The following is a 17,027-nucleotide window of genomic DNA, read 5'->3' on the forward strand; positions in this document are numbered from 1 at the left end:
TAGCTTTAAACTTTATAAATGACGAAAAAACGCAAATGGGATGTAATAATAATTGGCGGTGGACTCGCAGGCCTAACAACTGCGCTGCATCTAGCTAATACAAATATTTCCGTTTGTTTGATTGAAAAAAGTGAATACCCAAACCACAGAGTTTGCGGTGAGTATGTTAGTAATGAAGTATTGCCCTATTTAATATCATTAGGAGTTGATCCATTTTCTGTAGGAGCGAAACAAATTTCAAAATTTAAAATTACTAATACAAAAGGCACTCCTATAACTGCCACATTGCCACTCGGCGGTTTCGGGATTAGTCGTTATGCTTTTGATCAACTTATTTATGAAGCGGTTAAAAACAAAGTCAAATTTATTTTTGACACAGTTGAAAAAGTAAGTTTCGAAGAAAACCAATTCAGTGTAACGACGCAAAAGAAAGAAATTATAAATGCAGATTTTGTAGTTGGCGCCTTCGGGAAAAGATCGAATATTGATTCTTTTTTAAATAGAAGGTTTATGCGGCAGACTTCGCCGTGGCTTGCGGTGAAAGCACATTACGAATACGATTTCCCAGAAGACACCGTTGCACTGCATAATTTTAACGGGGGCTATTGCGGTTTAAGTAAAGTTGAAAATAACGCAGTTAATGCCTGTTATTTAACCACTTTCAAATCATTTAAAAAATATGGCGACATTGACGCTTTTCAAAAAGAAGAAATGTCTAAAAATCCTTTTTTGAAAGATTTTTTCAACAATGCGAAGCCATTATTTAAAAAACCACTTACTATAAGCCAGATTTCATTTCAAGAGAAGAAACCTGTAGAAAATCATATTTTCATGGTTGGCGATAGTGCTGGCCTAATTCATCCACTGTGCGGCAATGGAATGGCAATGGCAATAAAAAGCGCCAAGATTTTTTCCGAATTATTTATAAAATCATTTCAGAAAAACAAATTTAATCGTGCTACTTTAGAAGCAGATTATACAAAAAATTGGGAGGATGAATTTCAAAGTAGATTGAAAACAGGAAGGTTTATACAACGCATATTAATGAATCCATTTACTTCAAAAGTAGGGTTTACGGTGGCCAAAGCTACACCGGCATTGGTGCCACTGATTATTAAAAAAACACACGGAAATATAGTTCAATGATTACATTTAGCAACAAATACAGGTCGCAACAGATTGAAATAATGGACAGTCTAGATTTTCAGGGCGCAGAAATGAAAGCTGTATTAAACGACTTAAAAAGAGTAAACAGATGGTTGGGCGGTAATAGCATAACCATTGATGGCATTCAAAAATTATTACAAAATCATTCTAAATCTGAAAAGATTACTATAGTCGATTTAGGTTGTGGCGATGGCGAATTGCTTCGTAAATGCGCCGATTTTGGGCGGAAGAACAATTACAATTTCGAATTAATTGGGTTGGATTTTAACGAAAACATTGTTCATTTTGCTGAAAATCAGAGTAAAGACTATGCAAACATTAAATATCTAAAAGTTGATGTCTTTTCAGAAAAAAGTTTAATTCCTAATTGCGATATTGCATTGTGTACGCTGTTTCTTCATCATTTCAGCAATGATAAGGTTGAAAACTTATTGAAAATTTTATTAAACAGAGCAAGTATTGGATTAATAGTAAACGATTTAAAGCGAAGTAAACAAGCTTTCAATTTATTTAAAGTTCTGAGTAAAGTATTTTTAAAAACCAAAACAGCGAGATACGACGGTTTAATTTCAGTTGCGAGAGGTTTTAAAAAGCAGGAACTAGAAAATATTTCAGAAAAAATCTCAAATCAGAAAAGTGAAATTGACTGGCGGTGGGCGTACCGCTACCAATGGATACTCAAAAAAGAATTATGAGCGTAAAAATTACAACAGTTGCAACGCAATTGCCTAAATACAGTAGAGAAACAGCAGAGATTATTCCGTTTGTAGAACAATGGATGCAAAATCAGGAAAGTCGTTTTCAAAGAAAAGTGATTAAAATTTTTGAAGGAGCCGGGGTAGATAAACGCTATTCTATTATGGACCCTTTGGAAGTTTTTACCAATACAAGTTTTGAAGAACGCAACGATATTTATATTCGAGAAATTACAAAGCTCGGCAAACAAAGTCTTGAAAAAGCTTTGCAAAAAGCTAATTGGAAACCTACAGATGTAGATTTTATAATCACCGTAAGCTGTACGGGCATAATGATTCCTTCCGTAGATGCATATTTAATAAACGAACTAAAAATGAGACAAGACATTGTCCGTTTGCCAGTTACAGAAATGGGATGTGCAGCCGGAATTTCGGGTATTATTTATGCAAATAATTTTCTAAAAGCAAATCCTGGAAAACGCGCAGCCGTAATTGCATTGGAGGCGCCCACAGCAACTTTTCAGCTCGAAGATTTTTCAATGGTGAATATTGTTAGCGCTGCAATTTTTGGTGATGGCGCGGCTTGTGTTTTATTGTCTTCAAGTGAAGAAGACGAAGGGCCAGAAGTTCTTGCCGAAGAAATGTACCATTTTTACGATGCTACAGATATGATGGGTTTTAAGCTGGTAAACACTGGGTTACAAATGATACTCGATAAATCGGTTCCTGAGAAAATAGCTGAACATTTTCCAGCAATTGTGCATCCGTTTTTGAAGAAGAATAATTTAGAAATAGCAGATATTGATCATCTTATTTTTCATCCTGGCGGCCGTAAAATTGTTGAAACGGTAGAGGATTTATTCGGTAAATTGGGCAAGAACATCAATGATACCAAAGAAGTGCTTAGGTTGTATGGCAATATGAGTAGCGCAACGGTGCTTTATGTTTTAGAAAGATTTATGGATAAAAAACCCGCCAGCGGAGATTTAGGATTGATGCTTAGTTTCGGTCCCGGTTTTTCGGCACAACGCGTTTTGTTGAAATTTTAATTATGAGCGAATTCAAAAATCAATGGGCAATAATATTAGGCGGCAGTAGTGGCTTAGGTCTTGCTAGTGCTAAAAAACTTGCATCCCGCGGAATGAACATTTGCATTATTCACCGCGATCGAAAAAGTAATTTACCAGTTTTTGAAGAAGCTGTTAAAGAAATAGAAGCATTGGGAGTGGCTGTAAAAACGTTCAATAAAGACGCTTTAAGTGAAGAAGTTAGAACTGAAATTATCAAAGAATTTCCAAAAAATAGTGTAAAACTTTTATTGCACAGCATTGCAAAAGGAAGTTTAAAAAAAATGAATGGTTCCGAAAATGAACTTTTAACCAAAACAGATTTCGATATAACAATTCACGCAATGGCAACCAGCTGGTATGAGTGGGTTCAATCATTAATTGCCAACGAAATATTTACAAATAACGCACGAAATATCGCTTTCACAAGTGAAGGGAATTCTCGGGTTTGGCCAGGTTATGCAGCAGTTTCTGCAGCAAAGTCAGTGTTGGAGTCTTTAATGCGAAATATGGCAGTTGAACTGGCGCCGTCGGGAATTACAAGCAATTGCATTCAAGCGGGAACTACGGAAACACCATCATTTTTAGTAATTCCAGGGAGTGAAAAACTCGCTGAAATGGCAAAAGTTAGAAACCCTTTTAATAGGCTCACAAGGCCAACAGATGTAGCAAACGCCGTGTTTTTACTCTGTAAAGATGAAGCCGATTGGATAAATGGAATAGTTATGAAAGTTGACGGCGGAGAAAGTCTAAGGTGAAACTGAAAACAAAAAAGGATCAATATTGAAATCTAAAGAAATAATAGCTAAGCTTCCGTATTCCGAACCTTTTTTGTTTGTGGATGAGTTACTCTCTGTTTCCACTGAAAATATAAGCGGAACTTATACTTTTAGCAAAGACGCTTATTTTTACAAAGGTCATTTTAAAAACAACCCAATTACACCGGGTGTAATTTTAACCGAATGTATGGCGCAGATTGGTTTGGTCTGTTTTGGAATATTTCTTCTAAGTGAAGATCCTCTTTCAGAAAATACTGGTTTCGCGCTTAGTAGCACTGAAATTGGTTTTTATCGTCCCGTATTTCCAGACGAAAAAGTAAAAGTGGTTTCAGAAAAAATCTATTTCAGATTCAACAAATTAAAATGTAAAGTGAAAATGCTGAACATAAATGATGAAATTGTTGCGCAAGGTACCATTAGCGGCATGCTTCTAAAAGAATCTAAAATTAAATGAAGAAACGCGTTGTAATAACAGGGTTGGGAGTAGTAGCGCCAAATGGAGTTGGGGTCCCAACTTTTTCCGAAGCCATTAAAAAAGGGGTTTCGGGTATTTCGTTTTTTCCGGAATTGCGCGATTTGAAATTTTCATGTCAGTTGGGCGCAAAACCAAACATTTCCGAAGAAAAAAAGCGGGAATATCTTTCTGAGTTACAACTTCGAAACTTCAATAGCAGTGGTATTTTATACGGTGTAATTGCGGGAATGGATGCATTGAAAGATGCAAAATTAGAACCCGCAAAATCAGATAGCGAACCTCTATGGGACTTAGGAATAATCTTTGGAACCGGAACCAGCGGCATTGAAAAATTTCGCGAAGCCATTTATAAAATTGACGATAAAAATGTACGTCGCTTAGGGAGCACATCTGTAGCCCAAACCATGGCAAGTGGCGTGAGTGCTTATTTAGGCGGGCTCATTGGCGCCGGAAATATGGTAACTGCCAATTCCTCTGCCTGTGCAACGGGAACTGAGGCGCTTTTAATGGGTTATGAGCACATTGCCAACGGGAAGGCCAATTATATGCTTTGCGGCAGCACGAGCGACCACGGTCCGTATATTTGGGGTGGTTTTGACGCAATGAAGGTGACAACCTATAAATTTAACGAAACGCCGAGCGAAGTTGCTGGCCCGATGAGCGCCGATGCCAGTGGATTTGTACCCGGAAGTGGGGCAGGAGCGTATTTACTTGAATCTTTAGAAAGTGCTCAAAAGAGAGGAGCAACTATCTATGCCGAGATACTTGGTGGCTCAATAAATAATGGGGGACAAAGAGGCGGGGGAAGTATGACGGCACCCAACAGCACAGCGGTTCAGAGATGTATTGAAAATGCGTTACTAAATTCAAATGTTTCTGGGGATGAAATTGATTATATTAATGGGCATTTAACTGCGACAATTAAAGATCCGGATGAAATTGAAAACTGGAGTATTGCCTTAAACAGAAGTGGCTCAGAATTTCCCTATATAAATTCACTAAAAGGAATGGTGGGGCATTGTTTGGCAGCCAGCGGAAGTATTGAAATTGTTTCAGCCATTGTTCAATTGCACGAAGGTTTTATATTTCCAAACGTAAATTGCGAAAATTTGCATCCTAAAATCACTTCCGTTATTTCTTCGGAAAAAATTCCGATGAAACTTCAACATAAATCATTAAAAACAATTGCAAAGGCAAGCTTCGGCTTCGGAGATGTAAACGCTTGTGCTATCTTTAAAAAAATATAAAATATGACTTCGGAAGAAATATATAAAAAGCTTGAACCTATTATAAAGACTTACTTGCCGGAAGATGTGGCTGCTCAGGAGATAAACCCGAATAGCGACTTAACGCGAGAATTAAATATTAATTCTGCGCATTTGGTGGATATTGTTTTGGATATAGAAGATAAGTTTGATATTGAATTTAAGAATGAAGATATGGAGCAACTACGCAGTGTAAATGACGCTATTTCTTTAATTCAGCAGAAAATTTCAGTGTAGTTTGAAATCTTGAGCTTTAAGCGAAATATTAATTCGAAAGGCTAAATTAATTTCTGAATTGTTTTCAAAAAAAAAGGCTTAACTTTTTTATCAACTATTAAAAACAGTTTAAAAAAGTTAAGCCAATCTTTCAACCTTTAATAAAGGTTTGAAAAGCAGTTATTTATTCTTCTCAATAAATCTATCGTCTTCGGTAGTTCTTTCAATATCGGGTTCGGTATCGTTAGACGGGCTTTGTTCAAGACCAGCAGAATCTACATCAAAAAACTCCATTATTTCTGGCGGATTGTCTATTTGCTTGGTTCTTTTACCCATAATTGCAATTGGTCTGGAAATAACCGAATCATTATTCTGAATAATTTTCAGCCAATCATTAGAACCAAAATTCTCCGTAGTTTCGGCATCAATTTCCAGCTGTCTTTTATCTACTAAGTCACCAATTTTAACTCCAAGTGCAGCTGCAATATCAGCCCATTGGGTATCCGAAACTTTAGTTTTTGCTAGATCTATAGCCAAGTATTTTTCGTTAATACCTGTGAGATAGCTTAATGTATGCGTGCCTACACGCGTATTGCTACTGTATATAAGCGTCAATTGTTTTTCATCGCGTGCTATAACTCCCATATTTTTCATGCTATTAATGTGCGTTTAATTTTTCTTTGCGTTTTTGAAGTTGTGAACGAAGTTCTGTAATTACTTTTGCTACCGAAGCCTCGAAAGATCCTGTGGACGTTTCAGCAAAAATGGTGGGGCCGGGCATACTTAAACGTACGCTACAGATTTTTCCTATTTCGGGGTTGGTAGTATTTTCCTTTTTAAAATATACATCAGCGCTTACAATGGAGTCGTATTTGGTTTCAAGTTTGTTTAATTTTTCAGCAACAAATTCTTCTAATCTTTGGCTTGCTGACACCTCGTGATACTCGAAATTTATATTCATATCTTTTTAATTTGGATTTCAAATTTAAAGATACAATAGCAAAAAAGTGAATCCAAACTTTTAATAGGATTTTGTGAATTAATCCTCTTCCACCACTGTAGGGTTGGGGTCTGGAATTACAATAGAAGCAATAATACCAGCTGCGAGTGAAAGACCAATAACACCCAGCGAAAGCCATTCAGGAATTTCAACATTGTGCGATAGAATCATTTTTACACCTACAAACGCAAGAATAACAACCAGACTGTAATTGATATATCTAAACTTGGTTAGCATTCTGGAAATTAAAAAGTACATAGATCGCAGTCCTAGAATCGCCAGAATGTTTGAACTAAAAACTATAAAAGGATCGGCAGTAATTGCCAAGATTGCAGGAATACTGTCTAATGCGAAAAGTATATCTGTTAATTCAATAATCAGTAACGCAACAAATAGGGGAGTTGCAGCGCGAATTCCCATACGTTTAATGAAGAATTTATCTCCGTCCATTTTGTAACTTACAGGGAATAGTTTCTTCAAAAAACGAAATATTTTCGAACTTTTTGGGTCGAAAGTAGATTCTTTATGGGTCAACATTCTAAATGCCGTAATTAATAGGAAGGCTCCAAAAACGTAAATTATCCAATCAAATTTATTTATTAATGCAACACCGAAAAAGATCATTAACGCTCTAAACACAATAGCTCCTAAAATTCCGTAGAATAAAACTTCGTGCTGATATTTTTGTGGAATTTTAAATGAAGAGAAAATAACGGCAATTACAAAAACATTATCAATACTCAAGGAAAGCTCTATCAAATACCCAGTAATATATTTAAGTACAGCTAATTGAGGGGTTAAATTAGTAGGATTTTCCACTAACCCATCTTTAAATAACCACCAGATAACTCCGGAAAATCCGAGCGCTACGGTTACCCAAATGGCAGTCCAAATAGCGGCTTCTTTTGTTTTGATAACGTGTGCTTTACGATTGAAAACACCAAGATCAAGTGCTAAGAATAAAAGTATAAAAGCTGTAAAAATTACCCAGACCATCATTAGTTAAAATTTTGAACAAAAATAGGATGAAATGTAATCCAAAAGTGATATTGAAACGTTAATAATGGTATAGAGCGTTAAATCTTTTTTAAATAGTTTTCAGGCTAATCTTAACCTATTAAATTTAAATAAAAAGTACATTTCTCATCTTTCAAACTAAATTAATAAAAAGGTTTCGTTTCTAGAATTTGATTTAATTATCTTCGGAAGACGAAACATTTTTTTATTGCAGAACTAAATGGCAAACCCTAACAAAATCAAAACCGACGAACAGCAAAATATTGATGAAGAGTTGCAAAAATCTGATTCTTCAGAATTGACTGAGGCGAAATCGCACGGTGAAATACTGAAACAACAAATAATTGAAGGGCAGGAAACATACAATAAAAGCCCTATAAGTATTTTGCTAAGCTCCTTTACTGCGGGTTTGGAGATAGGTTTTAGTTATTTACTTATTTGTGCATTATATTTCTTTCTAGTCGGGAAAGTTGAAGAAGACACAATTATAAAGTTGCTGTCTTTTGTTTATCCTGTTGGGTTTATCATGATAATTTTGGGACAATCCATACTTTTTACCGAACAAACCTCATTGTTAACGCTTCCCGTTCTCAACAAACAAAGAACTCTCGGGAGCCTTTTAAGATTATGGGGATTGGTAATTTTGGGGAATCTACTTGGAGGTTATCTTATGGCGTTTTTATTCGTTTGGATAGGTCCGCGTTTGGAGATTTTTGATCTTGTAACTATCGAAAAAATAGCCATTCACGTAACCGATTACGATAAAATAACAATTTTTGTAAGTGCAATATTAGCCGGTTGGTTAATGGCCTTGCTTTCTTGGCTAATTGCAGCGTCCAAAAGCACGCTTAGTAGAATTGTATTGATATTTATTATTACGGCGGTTATTGCGTTTACTGGGCTTCACCACAGTATTGTTGGTAATGTAGAAGTATTTGCTGGGTGGATTAGTTCGCCCGCAATTACATTTACAATGTATTTATCTTTTATTGGCTTGGCACTTTTAGGAAATGCCTTGGGCGGTGCTTTTTTCGTGGCTTTATTGAAATATCGCGCCTTTGTTTACGACGTGGAGGGATAAATTTTAAATATCCATTTATTATATATTGAACAACATTCGCAGTAGTTTCCAATAAAAAATCCCTCGATAAAGGGATTTTTTTATTTGTGCTTTTAGCGAATAGTAATGGATTATCCTGGATTAATATTTGCTCCTGGCTTTGATTTTGCCTTTGGTGCTGCCGGTGCCTTTGTAGCAGCTGGTTTTTTCGGATTTTTATTTTCCGGCTTCTTTTCTGGTGTTTTGGCCATGATTAAATATTTTTAGTTAAACAATAGCTTAAAGATAACCATTTAAAATTCATCTTCAATTTAATATGGATTAAATTATAGGCATACAAGTGAATTTGAGTAACTTAGCGCAACTAACCAGATAATATGAAGCTTAACGCCTTTTTTAAGCAGTGCCATGAAAAGGAAGTATTTAAAATGTTATCAATTTACGTGGTTTCTGCTTGGATTATTTTGCAGGTGCTTTCAGTAACTTGGCAACCTTTAGGTCTTCCTCAAAAGTCTGTTACATTCCTGATAATAATATTACTTCTTTGTTTTCCACTGTACATCTTTTTTCTTTGGAAATACCGACTTTCTAAGTTGCATAAAACAGAAGAAGAGCAAAGCGAAAAAGATTTAAAGAAGCGGTCTGCATTTCGGAAAATGTATTTTTCTGCTTTGGGAATTATCGCCTCCTTGTCTGTAATTGCTGTCTTTCTGATTGTAAGCAAGAATTTTTCACAACAAAATAATGGCCTTCCAACAATTGTTAGCAGCGATAAAATTGCTGTCTTAAAATTTGGCAATAACACTGGCGACCCTAAATATGATATTGTAAGCAAAATGGCTTCCGATTGGATAATTCACGGCATTACCGAAAACCACGTGGCTCAAGTAATTACACAGGATTTGGTAGATGAATACAAAACAATTTTAAAAGGAAAAAAAATTGAGGAAGATGAAACCACCATTGTCCGTGAATACCTAAAACCCAGTAAAATAATTTCGGGAAATTTCTACCTAAAAAATGAAAAGCTACTTTTTCAAGGGATGCTAATTGACGGGAAAACTAATAAAACCATTATTTCTTTTAAACCTACGGAATGTGATGCCGAAAACCCGCTTAAATGTATTGAAGACCTAAATGAATCTATTACAGGGTATTTTATTACGAAGGATGAGCAAAAATTAATGCTGCAAGAAACCCCACCAAAATATGAAGCTTATAAATATTTATTGGAAGCTAAATACAGTAATGATGACCAGGAATATTTAGAATTATTGAACAAATCTATAGCCTTAGATTCCACCTATTTTGAACCCAAAGTGCTTCGCGTCGCCTATTATTACAACATTCAGGAATTTAAAAAGGCAGATTCGCTTTTAAAACTTATAAAGCCAGATTCATACGCAAATAAACGGCAATTGAATTTGCTAAATATGCACCAAGCGCTTTTAAAAGGTGATAACCGAACGGTTTATAAAACTATTCTAAAAGAATATGACTTTGCGCCATTCGATTTAATTACCAATAAAACTGCTATGGTTGTGGCTTTGCAATATGTAAATAAACCTCAAGATGTAGAAGCAATTTACAAAAACGTAAATATGGACAGCATGAGCCTTCAGAATTGCTCTTATTGTGTTCAACGTATTTATGTAAAAGCATTTGCAGATATTGAATTGAACCGCTACGCCGCAGCAATTGAAAGCATTGAAAATACCCAAACTAAAGACGAGGCCAAATTATTGAACAGACCATTGGCAATTGCCTATGTACGAGCCGATAAAACTGAAGCTTTAAATCAGTTTTTAAGAAAAATTGAAATCACTGCCTCTTCAAAAGAGGCGCAGGAACTAATGTTGCAAGTGGGAAAGGAATATCTTTTGAAAAAGGATGAAACAAAAGCAAATGAATATTTCAACAAAATTATAAATTCTGAAATAAAAAGCGGCGATCAAAAACTTCTGTCTAGCGCGCTATTTTATAATAAAGAGTACGGTCAAGCGACTATTATTTTGAATGAAATTCACCTGAAAGACCCTGAGAATATTGAAATATTAGCAAAATTGGCTATTAGTCACTATAAAGATGGCAATCTTCCGGCTGCCGAAAAAAACATAAACAGTTTAGAAAATTTGCGCGGCGATTACCAGTTTGGTAGTGTAGATTATGCGCTCGCTCAATATTATGCAGCTACAGAAAACCAGACTCAATTATTTAAACAATTGTTGAAAGCTGCTGCAAACGGGCATGTTTACCACTGGAAATACTATAAAAATGACCCCCAATTCATAAAGTATACTAATTCAAAAGAGTTTGAGGAAGTAATGAATTTTTGGAAATAGGTTAACTCTTCAGACCTACGTAAATTATAAAAAAATGGCAAAGCTTAGAAACGCTCATGCACTGTTAATAGGAGTAGGGAAGGACCTTCCAGAATCTGCAACGGATGCTAAAGCAATCTACAAAATATTGGGCAGCAGGGAATTTGGTGGTTATTATAAGAAAAACATCAAATTACTAACCAACAAAAAGGCTACGCGGAAAAGAATTTTGGAAGCCTTAGATCATCTGCTGGAAGTTACAGACGAAAATTCTTCGGTATTGCTATATTATTCTGGGCATGGCGGCACTTACAGCGACAATACTTTTATAAAAGACGAGGCGCTGCGCAAACCTGAAGAACAGAATCAGAAGTATTTTCACCTTTGTCCAAACGACTACGATCCTAATAATTATAAAACTACATGGATTAAAGCGGAGGAAATAAAGGAAAAAATACAGCAGTTAGAATCACGCCGATTAATATTCTTTTTAGATTGTTGCCACGCAGCGGGTATGACTGCAGGCGTTATGGCTCCAGGAACACAGCATCCAAAATTAACAAATGCAGATGGCTTAGCGCAAAATTTAGACGATGGCCGTGGAATGACCATTGTTTCTGCCTGCCGTGCAGACCAACTTTCTTATATCATGGAAGGCGATGAAAATAGCCTTTTTACTAAATGTATGATTGAAGTTTTAAGGGGAGATAACAAACAAGAAAACGACGATCCTTTTGTGCGTATTTTTGAAGTGGTTCAGTATTTATTTAAAAAAGTACCACAGGTACATCCTGAACAAAACCCGTATGCGAACTTGCAAATATTTGAAGATTTCGTAGTTAGTTTCGCTTCAAAATTGATGGATGACAATACAGCTGATGATGAAATTGAAACTTTAGTACGCAAATCTAAAAGTACTAATAAAGAACCTGTTACAAAATTTCGAGAAACTGAAAATTCTAATAGTGCTATACTATTTATACACGGTTTTTCTGGAGATGCTGAAAATACTTTTTCAGAAGCTCCAAAATTGTTAATGGCAAATACGGAGCTGGATGGTTGGGATATGTTTCCATTGGGATACAGCGGGAATGTGGTGCCCGAAATGGGTAAAAATATTTGGGCCTGTGCGAGCGATATAAAACGAAATTCAGATTTTCTGCTTACTTCAATTAAAAATAAATATTCAAAATACAAGCGCATAGCCATAATTGCGCACGATTTGGGTGGGATTGTAGCCCAACAAGCTTTGTTGGATTTGGAAAAAGAAGACTTAGATAGAATTAGTCACCTGCTATTTTTTGGCACCCCAAGTAACGGATTGCCAGAAATAGAACTAAAAAACTTCTTTACTTACGGCAATGATGAAAAGGAACTGAAAGAGGGAAGTCCGTATATGAAAAAACTCAGAAGCCGCTGGGACGAAGCTTTTAAAGACGGTTACCCTTTTACCTTTAAAACTATTGCTGGTAGCAAAGATGAATACGTGCCTCTAAGTTCAAGTTTGGAGCCATTTGCAAAACAATATCAAGAATTAATTGAAGGAAATCATTTTTCTATAGTACATATAGAAAATGAGGAAGATGACGGCTATCAGGCTATTCTAAACACGTTGACTAATAAAAGTTTTCTGAATAAATTTTCGAACAAAGAAGAAATCAATATTGCCTTGGGGGAATATAACGCGGTTATAAACTCTTTACGGCCAAAATTGAATGACCTTGACGGCAAAGGCTTGGAGAGACTTATTTACGCTTTAGAAGGCGCTGGGAGGGAAGTGGAGGCAATGCAAATCTTGGCGGAACATCCAATGGCGCAAAACAACTCGAATTTGTTGGGAATAATGGGCGGACGTTATAAAAGGCAGTATTTAAAATCATTTTCAGCAGAAGATTTACAAATGGCGCTTAAGCATTACAGCGACGCCTTAAAAATGGCTGAAGGAAAAAAGGACTTTTCACAAATATATTATCACGCAATAAATCTTGCTTTTTTAAGCTTAATGCAGGACGAAAAGGCGACTATGACTGAGTTTGCAGATCAAGCTTACGAAGCTACAACCAAAGATCCGTTCCCCAGTCTTTGGAAAATTGCCACCATAGCCGAAGCATATTTATACAAAGGCAACTTTGCAGAATCTAAAGCAAATTATGTAAAAGCCGCAGCAATGGCTGGATTGCGCGAAAAACTTTCAATTTATACAAATGCTTATAATGCATACACCAGTTTAATGCAAACAGATAATCCGCAAGATGCATTTATCAAATTTCTAAGACTTAATTTTTTGTCGTAAATTCAATGAAAAATTATACATGAAACTGAAATTTACTCAAGACGAAAACCCCAGATTGGAATTTAAAAAAGCAATGAAAAAACCAATTCCAATAGAATGTGCGCAAATAGACGAAGCATTTGAAGTGGAAACTATGGAAGGACTAATGAAAGGTAAAGCTGGCGATTGGTTGATGATAGGTGTAAATGGTGAAAAGTATGTATGTGACAAAGCGATATTCGAGAAGACCTACACGCTTTGTAAGTAAAATTGATTTGCGTTTAAATACGTAATCAATTGACGTTAAGATAATTAAATACTTAAGGTTATGGCTTCAAAAAAGATATTTATTAGCTATTCTAAAAAGGATACGGCGTATGTTTCATCGCTCGTTCAGGCACTTCGGCAACAGGGCTTTGATGTTTGGTTCGATAAAAATATCATGACGGGCAATGATTGGGATGATACCATTGAAGAAGAAATTAAAAAAGCAGATACACTTATACTCATTCTTTCAAAAACCTCAGTTGCATCAGACAATGTAAAAGATGAAATGTCGTACGCGCTAAGTTTGGGCAAAAGTGTAAATCCCATTAAAATAGAAAACTGCGACGTACCTATGCGCTTGGCTCGAAAACAATATATCGATTTTGAAGTACTTGGCCCAGAAGTAGGATTTCAAAGGTTGGTAAGGGATATAAACATGCAATTATCAAACGGTGAAAATGCTCAGGAAGCGAAAGTAAACTTTGTTCCGCCAAGGCAATATACCACACCAAATAGACAAATTCCTAAACCAAAGTCTAACAATAACTTACTTTATATAATAGGGGGAATAGGTGTAGGCATTACCCTTGTGATTGCATTTATATTTATTTTGGTTGCTATATTTAATCCAAGTACCGACGACACTTATACCGAAACCGTTGATCCCTATCAATTTAGTGATGAAACAGTGCAAAATTCCGTAGAAGATGAAGACTGGAACAACACCTACAGTAAAAATAATCTAGACAGTTATATCGCTTTTTTATACCATTACGGGAAATCCACAAAATATTATGCAAATGCCTATACAGAGTTAAATACCATTTTAAATAAATCTGCAACCGTTTGGTATGGAATAAAAGGCGGCGAATATAATTTTAAAAGATATTTATATTATTATGGCGATCAAACAATGCCACCTCAGATTGACGATATTATAACACCTATATTTAAAAGTGAACTTTACGAAGGCGATAATTTTGAACGTTATGGCAATTATATACAGCCAGGTAAAAAGCTTTTAGTTTACGATGTGTGGGTAGATGAGAATAATAATATATGGGTGCGAGTGCGTTATCAATAAAAAAGCATTTCTGAAGAGCAAGGTGCGCAAATAGACATAACATTTATAGTAGAAAGTACGGAAGGCCTTATAGAGGAAAACCCGGCGGCTGTTTAATGTTAAGCATTAACGGTGAAAATATGTGGATGATGCTGCTATTTTTAAAAAGAGCTATATATTGAAATAGAAGCATTTCAAAAAAATAATACTGTAAGCAATGGGAGGAAAGAAAGTATTTATCAGTTATTCAAGGCAGGATATAGATTATATACAATCTTTAGTAGAAGCGTTGAGATTACAAGGTTTTGAGGTGTGGTTTGACAAAAATATAATTTCCGGCACAGACTGGGACGATACCATAGAAGCAGAAATAAAGCAGGCAGATGCTATTGTTTTGGTGCTTTCAAAAACCTCGGTAGCTTCAGATGTTGTAAAAGACGAAATCTCGTACGCTATGAGTTTTGGCAAAAGCATAAACCCAATTAAAATAGAAGATTGTGAAGTACCAATGCGATTGGCGCGAAAACAATTTATCGATTTTGCAGCACTAGGTCACGAAGCTGGCTTTGAAAGATTGGTCAACGATTTGCAACACATCTTAAATTTATCCGAAGAAAACAAATCTATTTCTAAGAAAGATTTTAATCCACCTGTAGCAAATACAATTGCAAATTCATCTTCCCCAAAAAAGTCAAAGAAAATAGGGAAGTATATACTTATCGGTATTGTTTCAGTAATACTATTTATTGCAATCAAAACGCTTATAGCTTTCTTTGCGTGGTAAAATGAGTAGTGGGATCAGTGCTGATCTAAATATTCTATTTTACATAATATAAATTATAGGACAAACCATAACAATTGTACTAATAGGCTAATAACAGGGTTTTGAGGCTTATTCGTTATATTAAAGCCATCGTTACATTCTTGGTGTAATAACTCAAAATAAAACCCCAAAGGTTTTGGAAACCTTTGGGGTTTGCATTGCAATGTCATTTTATATTCTAGTTCAATATTAGTATTTAGCATTCTGCACATAACAATTACCAGTTGTAAAAGTTCAAGTTTTATCTTTAATGGCGTTTATTGTATATGAATTAAATCGGCTCTTAAAATCTTCTATCCGGATGAAACAAACTTAGATCTAACGAGGTTTTTTTATTAGATATTATCTGGGAAACTAACTTACCTGTTGCTGGGCCTAAACTCCAACCCATCATAGCATGTGCTGTTGCTATTGTTAGATTATTGCACTTTGAAGATTTGCCAATATAAGGTAATCCGTCCGGTGAACATGGACGTAATCCATAATCTGCTGAAGCTTTTTCTTCTTCAGAAATATTTAAATTATTATAATAGTTTTTTGCTGCATTAGCAATAGTTTGTACTCTAATTGGATTGATTTTATTGTTAATTCCAGCTAGCTCCATAGTGCCTGCAAAACGAGTATAACCTTGCATTGGTGTAACCGCTACTTTGGCTTCACATAATATTGCCGGAATAGAAATCCCTGTTTCTCTTGTTACATTAATTCTGTATCCTTTGCCTGCTTGTATTGGAATTTGTAAACCTAACTTTTTTGTAAGCAAAGAGCTCCAACTACCTGCTGCCAAAACGATTTCATCTGCCACCAATTCTTGTTTATCGGTAATGATTTTAGAAATTTTATTGTTTGAAACGTCAATATCTTTTACTTCTTCATTAGCATAAAAAACAACTCCTTTTGCTTTTAAATGTGTAACCATTTCTTTCATAAAATCGGTTGGCGTCATATGTGCATCGGAATCATAATAGATAGCTCCTTTAATATTCAGATTAGCTTTAGGTTCAAGTGTATCTACTTCGGTTTTTGATAAGTTTTTCACCCCTAATCCTAAGTCAATTCCGCGTTGGCCAATTTTCCATTCCTCCTCTCCTACTTTATCAGATTGATAACACATTAACAATCCTTTTCGTTCGTAGTGAAAGTTAAACGCTTTAGACGCTTTTATGTCTTCGTATAAATCACGGCTTAAAATATTAATTTCTTTAATTACTGGAATTGCTTTCTCTACTTTTGAAATTGTAGCCGACTTCTTAAAAGCCCACATCCATTTTAAAAAATCTGCATTTAGACGGGGTTTCACATAAAAAGGGCTAGTTGCATCAAACATCCACTTAAGACCTTTGTTAATCATTCCTGGCGCAGCCAACGGAATAAAATGGCTGGGTGTTATATAGCCAGCGTTCACATACGATGCACCACTGGAGAAATTAGATTTATCTATGATTGTTACTTGATGACCTTCTTGTAAAAGGTAATAAGCAGTGCTTAAACCTATAATTCCACCTCCAATAATAATTACGCTTTTGCTCATTCTTTGTTT

17 protein-coding genes are annotated in these 17,027 nt (G+C 35.5%); 13 read left to right on the forward strand and 4 right to left on the reverse strand.

The window, feature by feature from the left end; translation table 11 throughout:
- Positions 1–18 precede the first annotated feature (18 nt).
- The 7 genes from AC3RVG_RS03235 to AC3RVG_RS03265 are packed head-to-tail and all read left to right on the forward strand — an operon-like array spanning position 19 to position 5,685.
- Positions 19–1,146, forward strand: a complete 1,128-nt coding sequence (locus AC3RVG_RS03235) for an NAD(P)/FAD-dependent oxidoreductase (RefSeq protein WP_489689994.1) — start codon at positions 19–21, stop codon at positions 1,144–1,146.
- Positions 1,143–1,862, forward strand: a complete 720-nt coding sequence (locus AC3RVG_RS03240; protein WP_489689995.1) for a methyltransferase domain-containing protein — start codon at positions 1,143–1,145, stop codon at positions 1,860–1,862. Before AC3RVG_RS03235 ends, AC3RVG_RS03240 begins: the two co-directional genes overlap by 4 nt.
- Positions 1,859–2,911, forward strand: a complete 1,053-nt coding sequence (locus AC3RVG_RS03245) for a type III polyketide synthase (RefSeq protein ID WP_489689996.1) — start codon at positions 1,859–1,861, stop codon at positions 2,909–2,911. Before AC3RVG_RS03240 ends, AC3RVG_RS03245 begins: the two co-directional genes overlap by 4 nt.
- Positions 2,912–2,913: 2 nt before the next feature.
- On the forward strand, positions 2,914–3,687 hold the full coding sequence (locus AC3RVG_RS03250; protein WP_489689997.1) for an SDR family NAD(P)-dependent oxidoreductase: 774 nt from the start codon (positions 2,914–2,916) through the stop codon (positions 3,685–3,687).
- Between the two features lie 25 nt (positions 3,688–3,712).
- Positions 3,713–4,162, forward strand: a complete 450-nt coding sequence (locus AC3RVG_RS03255) for a 3-hydroxyacyl-ACP dehydratase FabZ family protein (RefSeq protein ID WP_489689998.1) — start codon at positions 3,713–3,715, stop codon at positions 4,160–4,162.
- Complete coding sequence (locus AC3RVG_RS03260) at positions 4,159–5,430, forward strand: beta-ketoacyl-[acyl-carrier-protein] synthase family protein (RefSeq protein WP_489689999.1); 1,272 nt, start codon at positions 4,159–4,161, stop codon at positions 5,428–5,430. Before AC3RVG_RS03255 ends, AC3RVG_RS03260 begins: the two co-directional genes overlap by 4 nt.
- A 3-nt stretch (positions 5,431–5,433) precedes the next feature.
- Positions 5,434–5,685 carry an acyl carrier protein gene (locus AC3RVG_RS03265; protein ID WP_489690000.1) on the forward strand — a complete coding sequence of 84 codons (252 nt, stop codon included), beginning with the start codon at positions 5,434–5,436 and terminating at the stop codon, positions 5,683–5,685.
- A gap of 159 nt (positions 5,686–5,844) precedes the next feature.
- Here the strand turns inward: AC3RVG_RS03265 and AC3RVG_RS03270 are convergent, their stop codons facing one another.
- The 3 genes from AC3RVG_RS03270 to AC3RVG_RS03280 form a co-directional block, all read right to left on the reverse strand.
- Entirely contained in the window at positions 5,845–6,309 is a 465-nt protein-coding gene (locus AC3RVG_RS03270; RefSeq protein WP_489690001.1) for an arsenate reductase family protein, read from the reverse strand.
- Between the two features lie 13 nt (positions 6,310–6,322).
- Positions 6,323–6,625 (reverse strand): ribosome hibernation-promoting factor, HPF/YfiA family, encoded by a 303-nt coding sequence (gene hpf, locus AC3RVG_RS03275; RefSeq protein WP_489690002.1) that lies wholly within the window; start codon positions 6,623–6,625, stop codon positions 6,323–6,325.
- Positions 6,626–6,703: 78 nt separating this feature from the next.
- Entirely contained in the window at positions 6,704–7,663 is a 960-nt protein-coding gene (locus AC3RVG_RS03280; protein ID WP_489690003.1) for a TerC family protein, read from the reverse strand.
- Positions 7,664–7,901: 238 nt separating this feature from the next.
- Between AC3RVG_RS03280 and AC3RVG_RS03285 the strand changes: the two genes are divergently transcribed.
- The 6 genes from AC3RVG_RS03285 (at position 7,902) to AC3RVG_RS03310 (ending at position 15,448) form a co-directional block, all read left to right on the forward strand.
- Positions 7,902–8,762: a formate/nitrite transporter family protein gene (locus AC3RVG_RS03285; RefSeq protein ID WP_489690004.1), complete on the forward strand. Its 861-nt coding sequence runs from the start codon at positions 7,902–7,904 to the stop codon at positions 8,760–8,762.
- 356 nt (positions 8,763–9,118) lie between these two features.
- A complete protein-coding gene (locus AC3RVG_RS03290) occupies positions 9,119–11,083 on the forward strand; it encodes a tetratricopeptide repeat protein (protein WP_489690005.1) in 1,965 nt (654 codons plus the stop codon).
- A 34-nt stretch (positions 11,084–11,117) separates the two neighbouring features.
- Complete coding sequence (locus AC3RVG_RS03295) at positions 11,118–13,355, forward strand: caspase family protein (protein ID WP_489690006.1); 2,238 nt, start codon at positions 11,118–11,120, stop codon at positions 13,353–13,355.
- Between the two features lie 19 nt (positions 13,356–13,374).
- Positions 13,375–13,602 (forward strand): PGDYG domain-containing protein, encoded by a 228-nt coding sequence (locus tag AC3RVG_RS03300; RefSeq protein WP_489690007.1) that lies wholly within the window; start codon positions 13,375–13,377, stop codon positions 13,600–13,602.
- A 60-nt stretch (positions 13,603–13,662) separates the two neighbouring features.
- Positions 13,663–14,685, forward strand: coding sequence for a toll/interleukin-1 receptor domain-containing protein (locus AC3RVG_RS03305; protein WP_489690008.1), 1,023 nt, complete (start codon positions 13,663–13,665; stop codon positions 14,683–14,685).
- 196 nt (positions 14,686–14,881) lie between these two features.
- On the forward strand, positions 14,882–15,448 hold the full coding sequence (locus AC3RVG_RS03310; RefSeq protein ID WP_489690009.1) for a toll/interleukin-1 receptor domain-containing protein: 567 nt from the start codon (positions 14,882–14,884) through the stop codon (positions 15,446–15,448).
- A gap of 322 nt (positions 15,449–15,770) precedes the next feature.
- Here AC3RVG_RS03310 and AC3RVG_RS03315 read toward each other — a convergent pair whose 3' ends face one another.
- Positions 15,771–17,018: an NAD(P)/FAD-dependent oxidoreductase gene (locus AC3RVG_RS03315; RefSeq protein WP_489690010.1), complete on the reverse strand. Its 1,248-nt coding sequence runs from the start codon at positions 17,016–17,018 to the stop codon at positions 15,771–15,773.
- Between the last annotated feature and the right edge of the window lie 9 nt (positions 17,019–17,027).

The organism is Aequorivita sp. IT1282 (genome assembly GCF_058068205.1).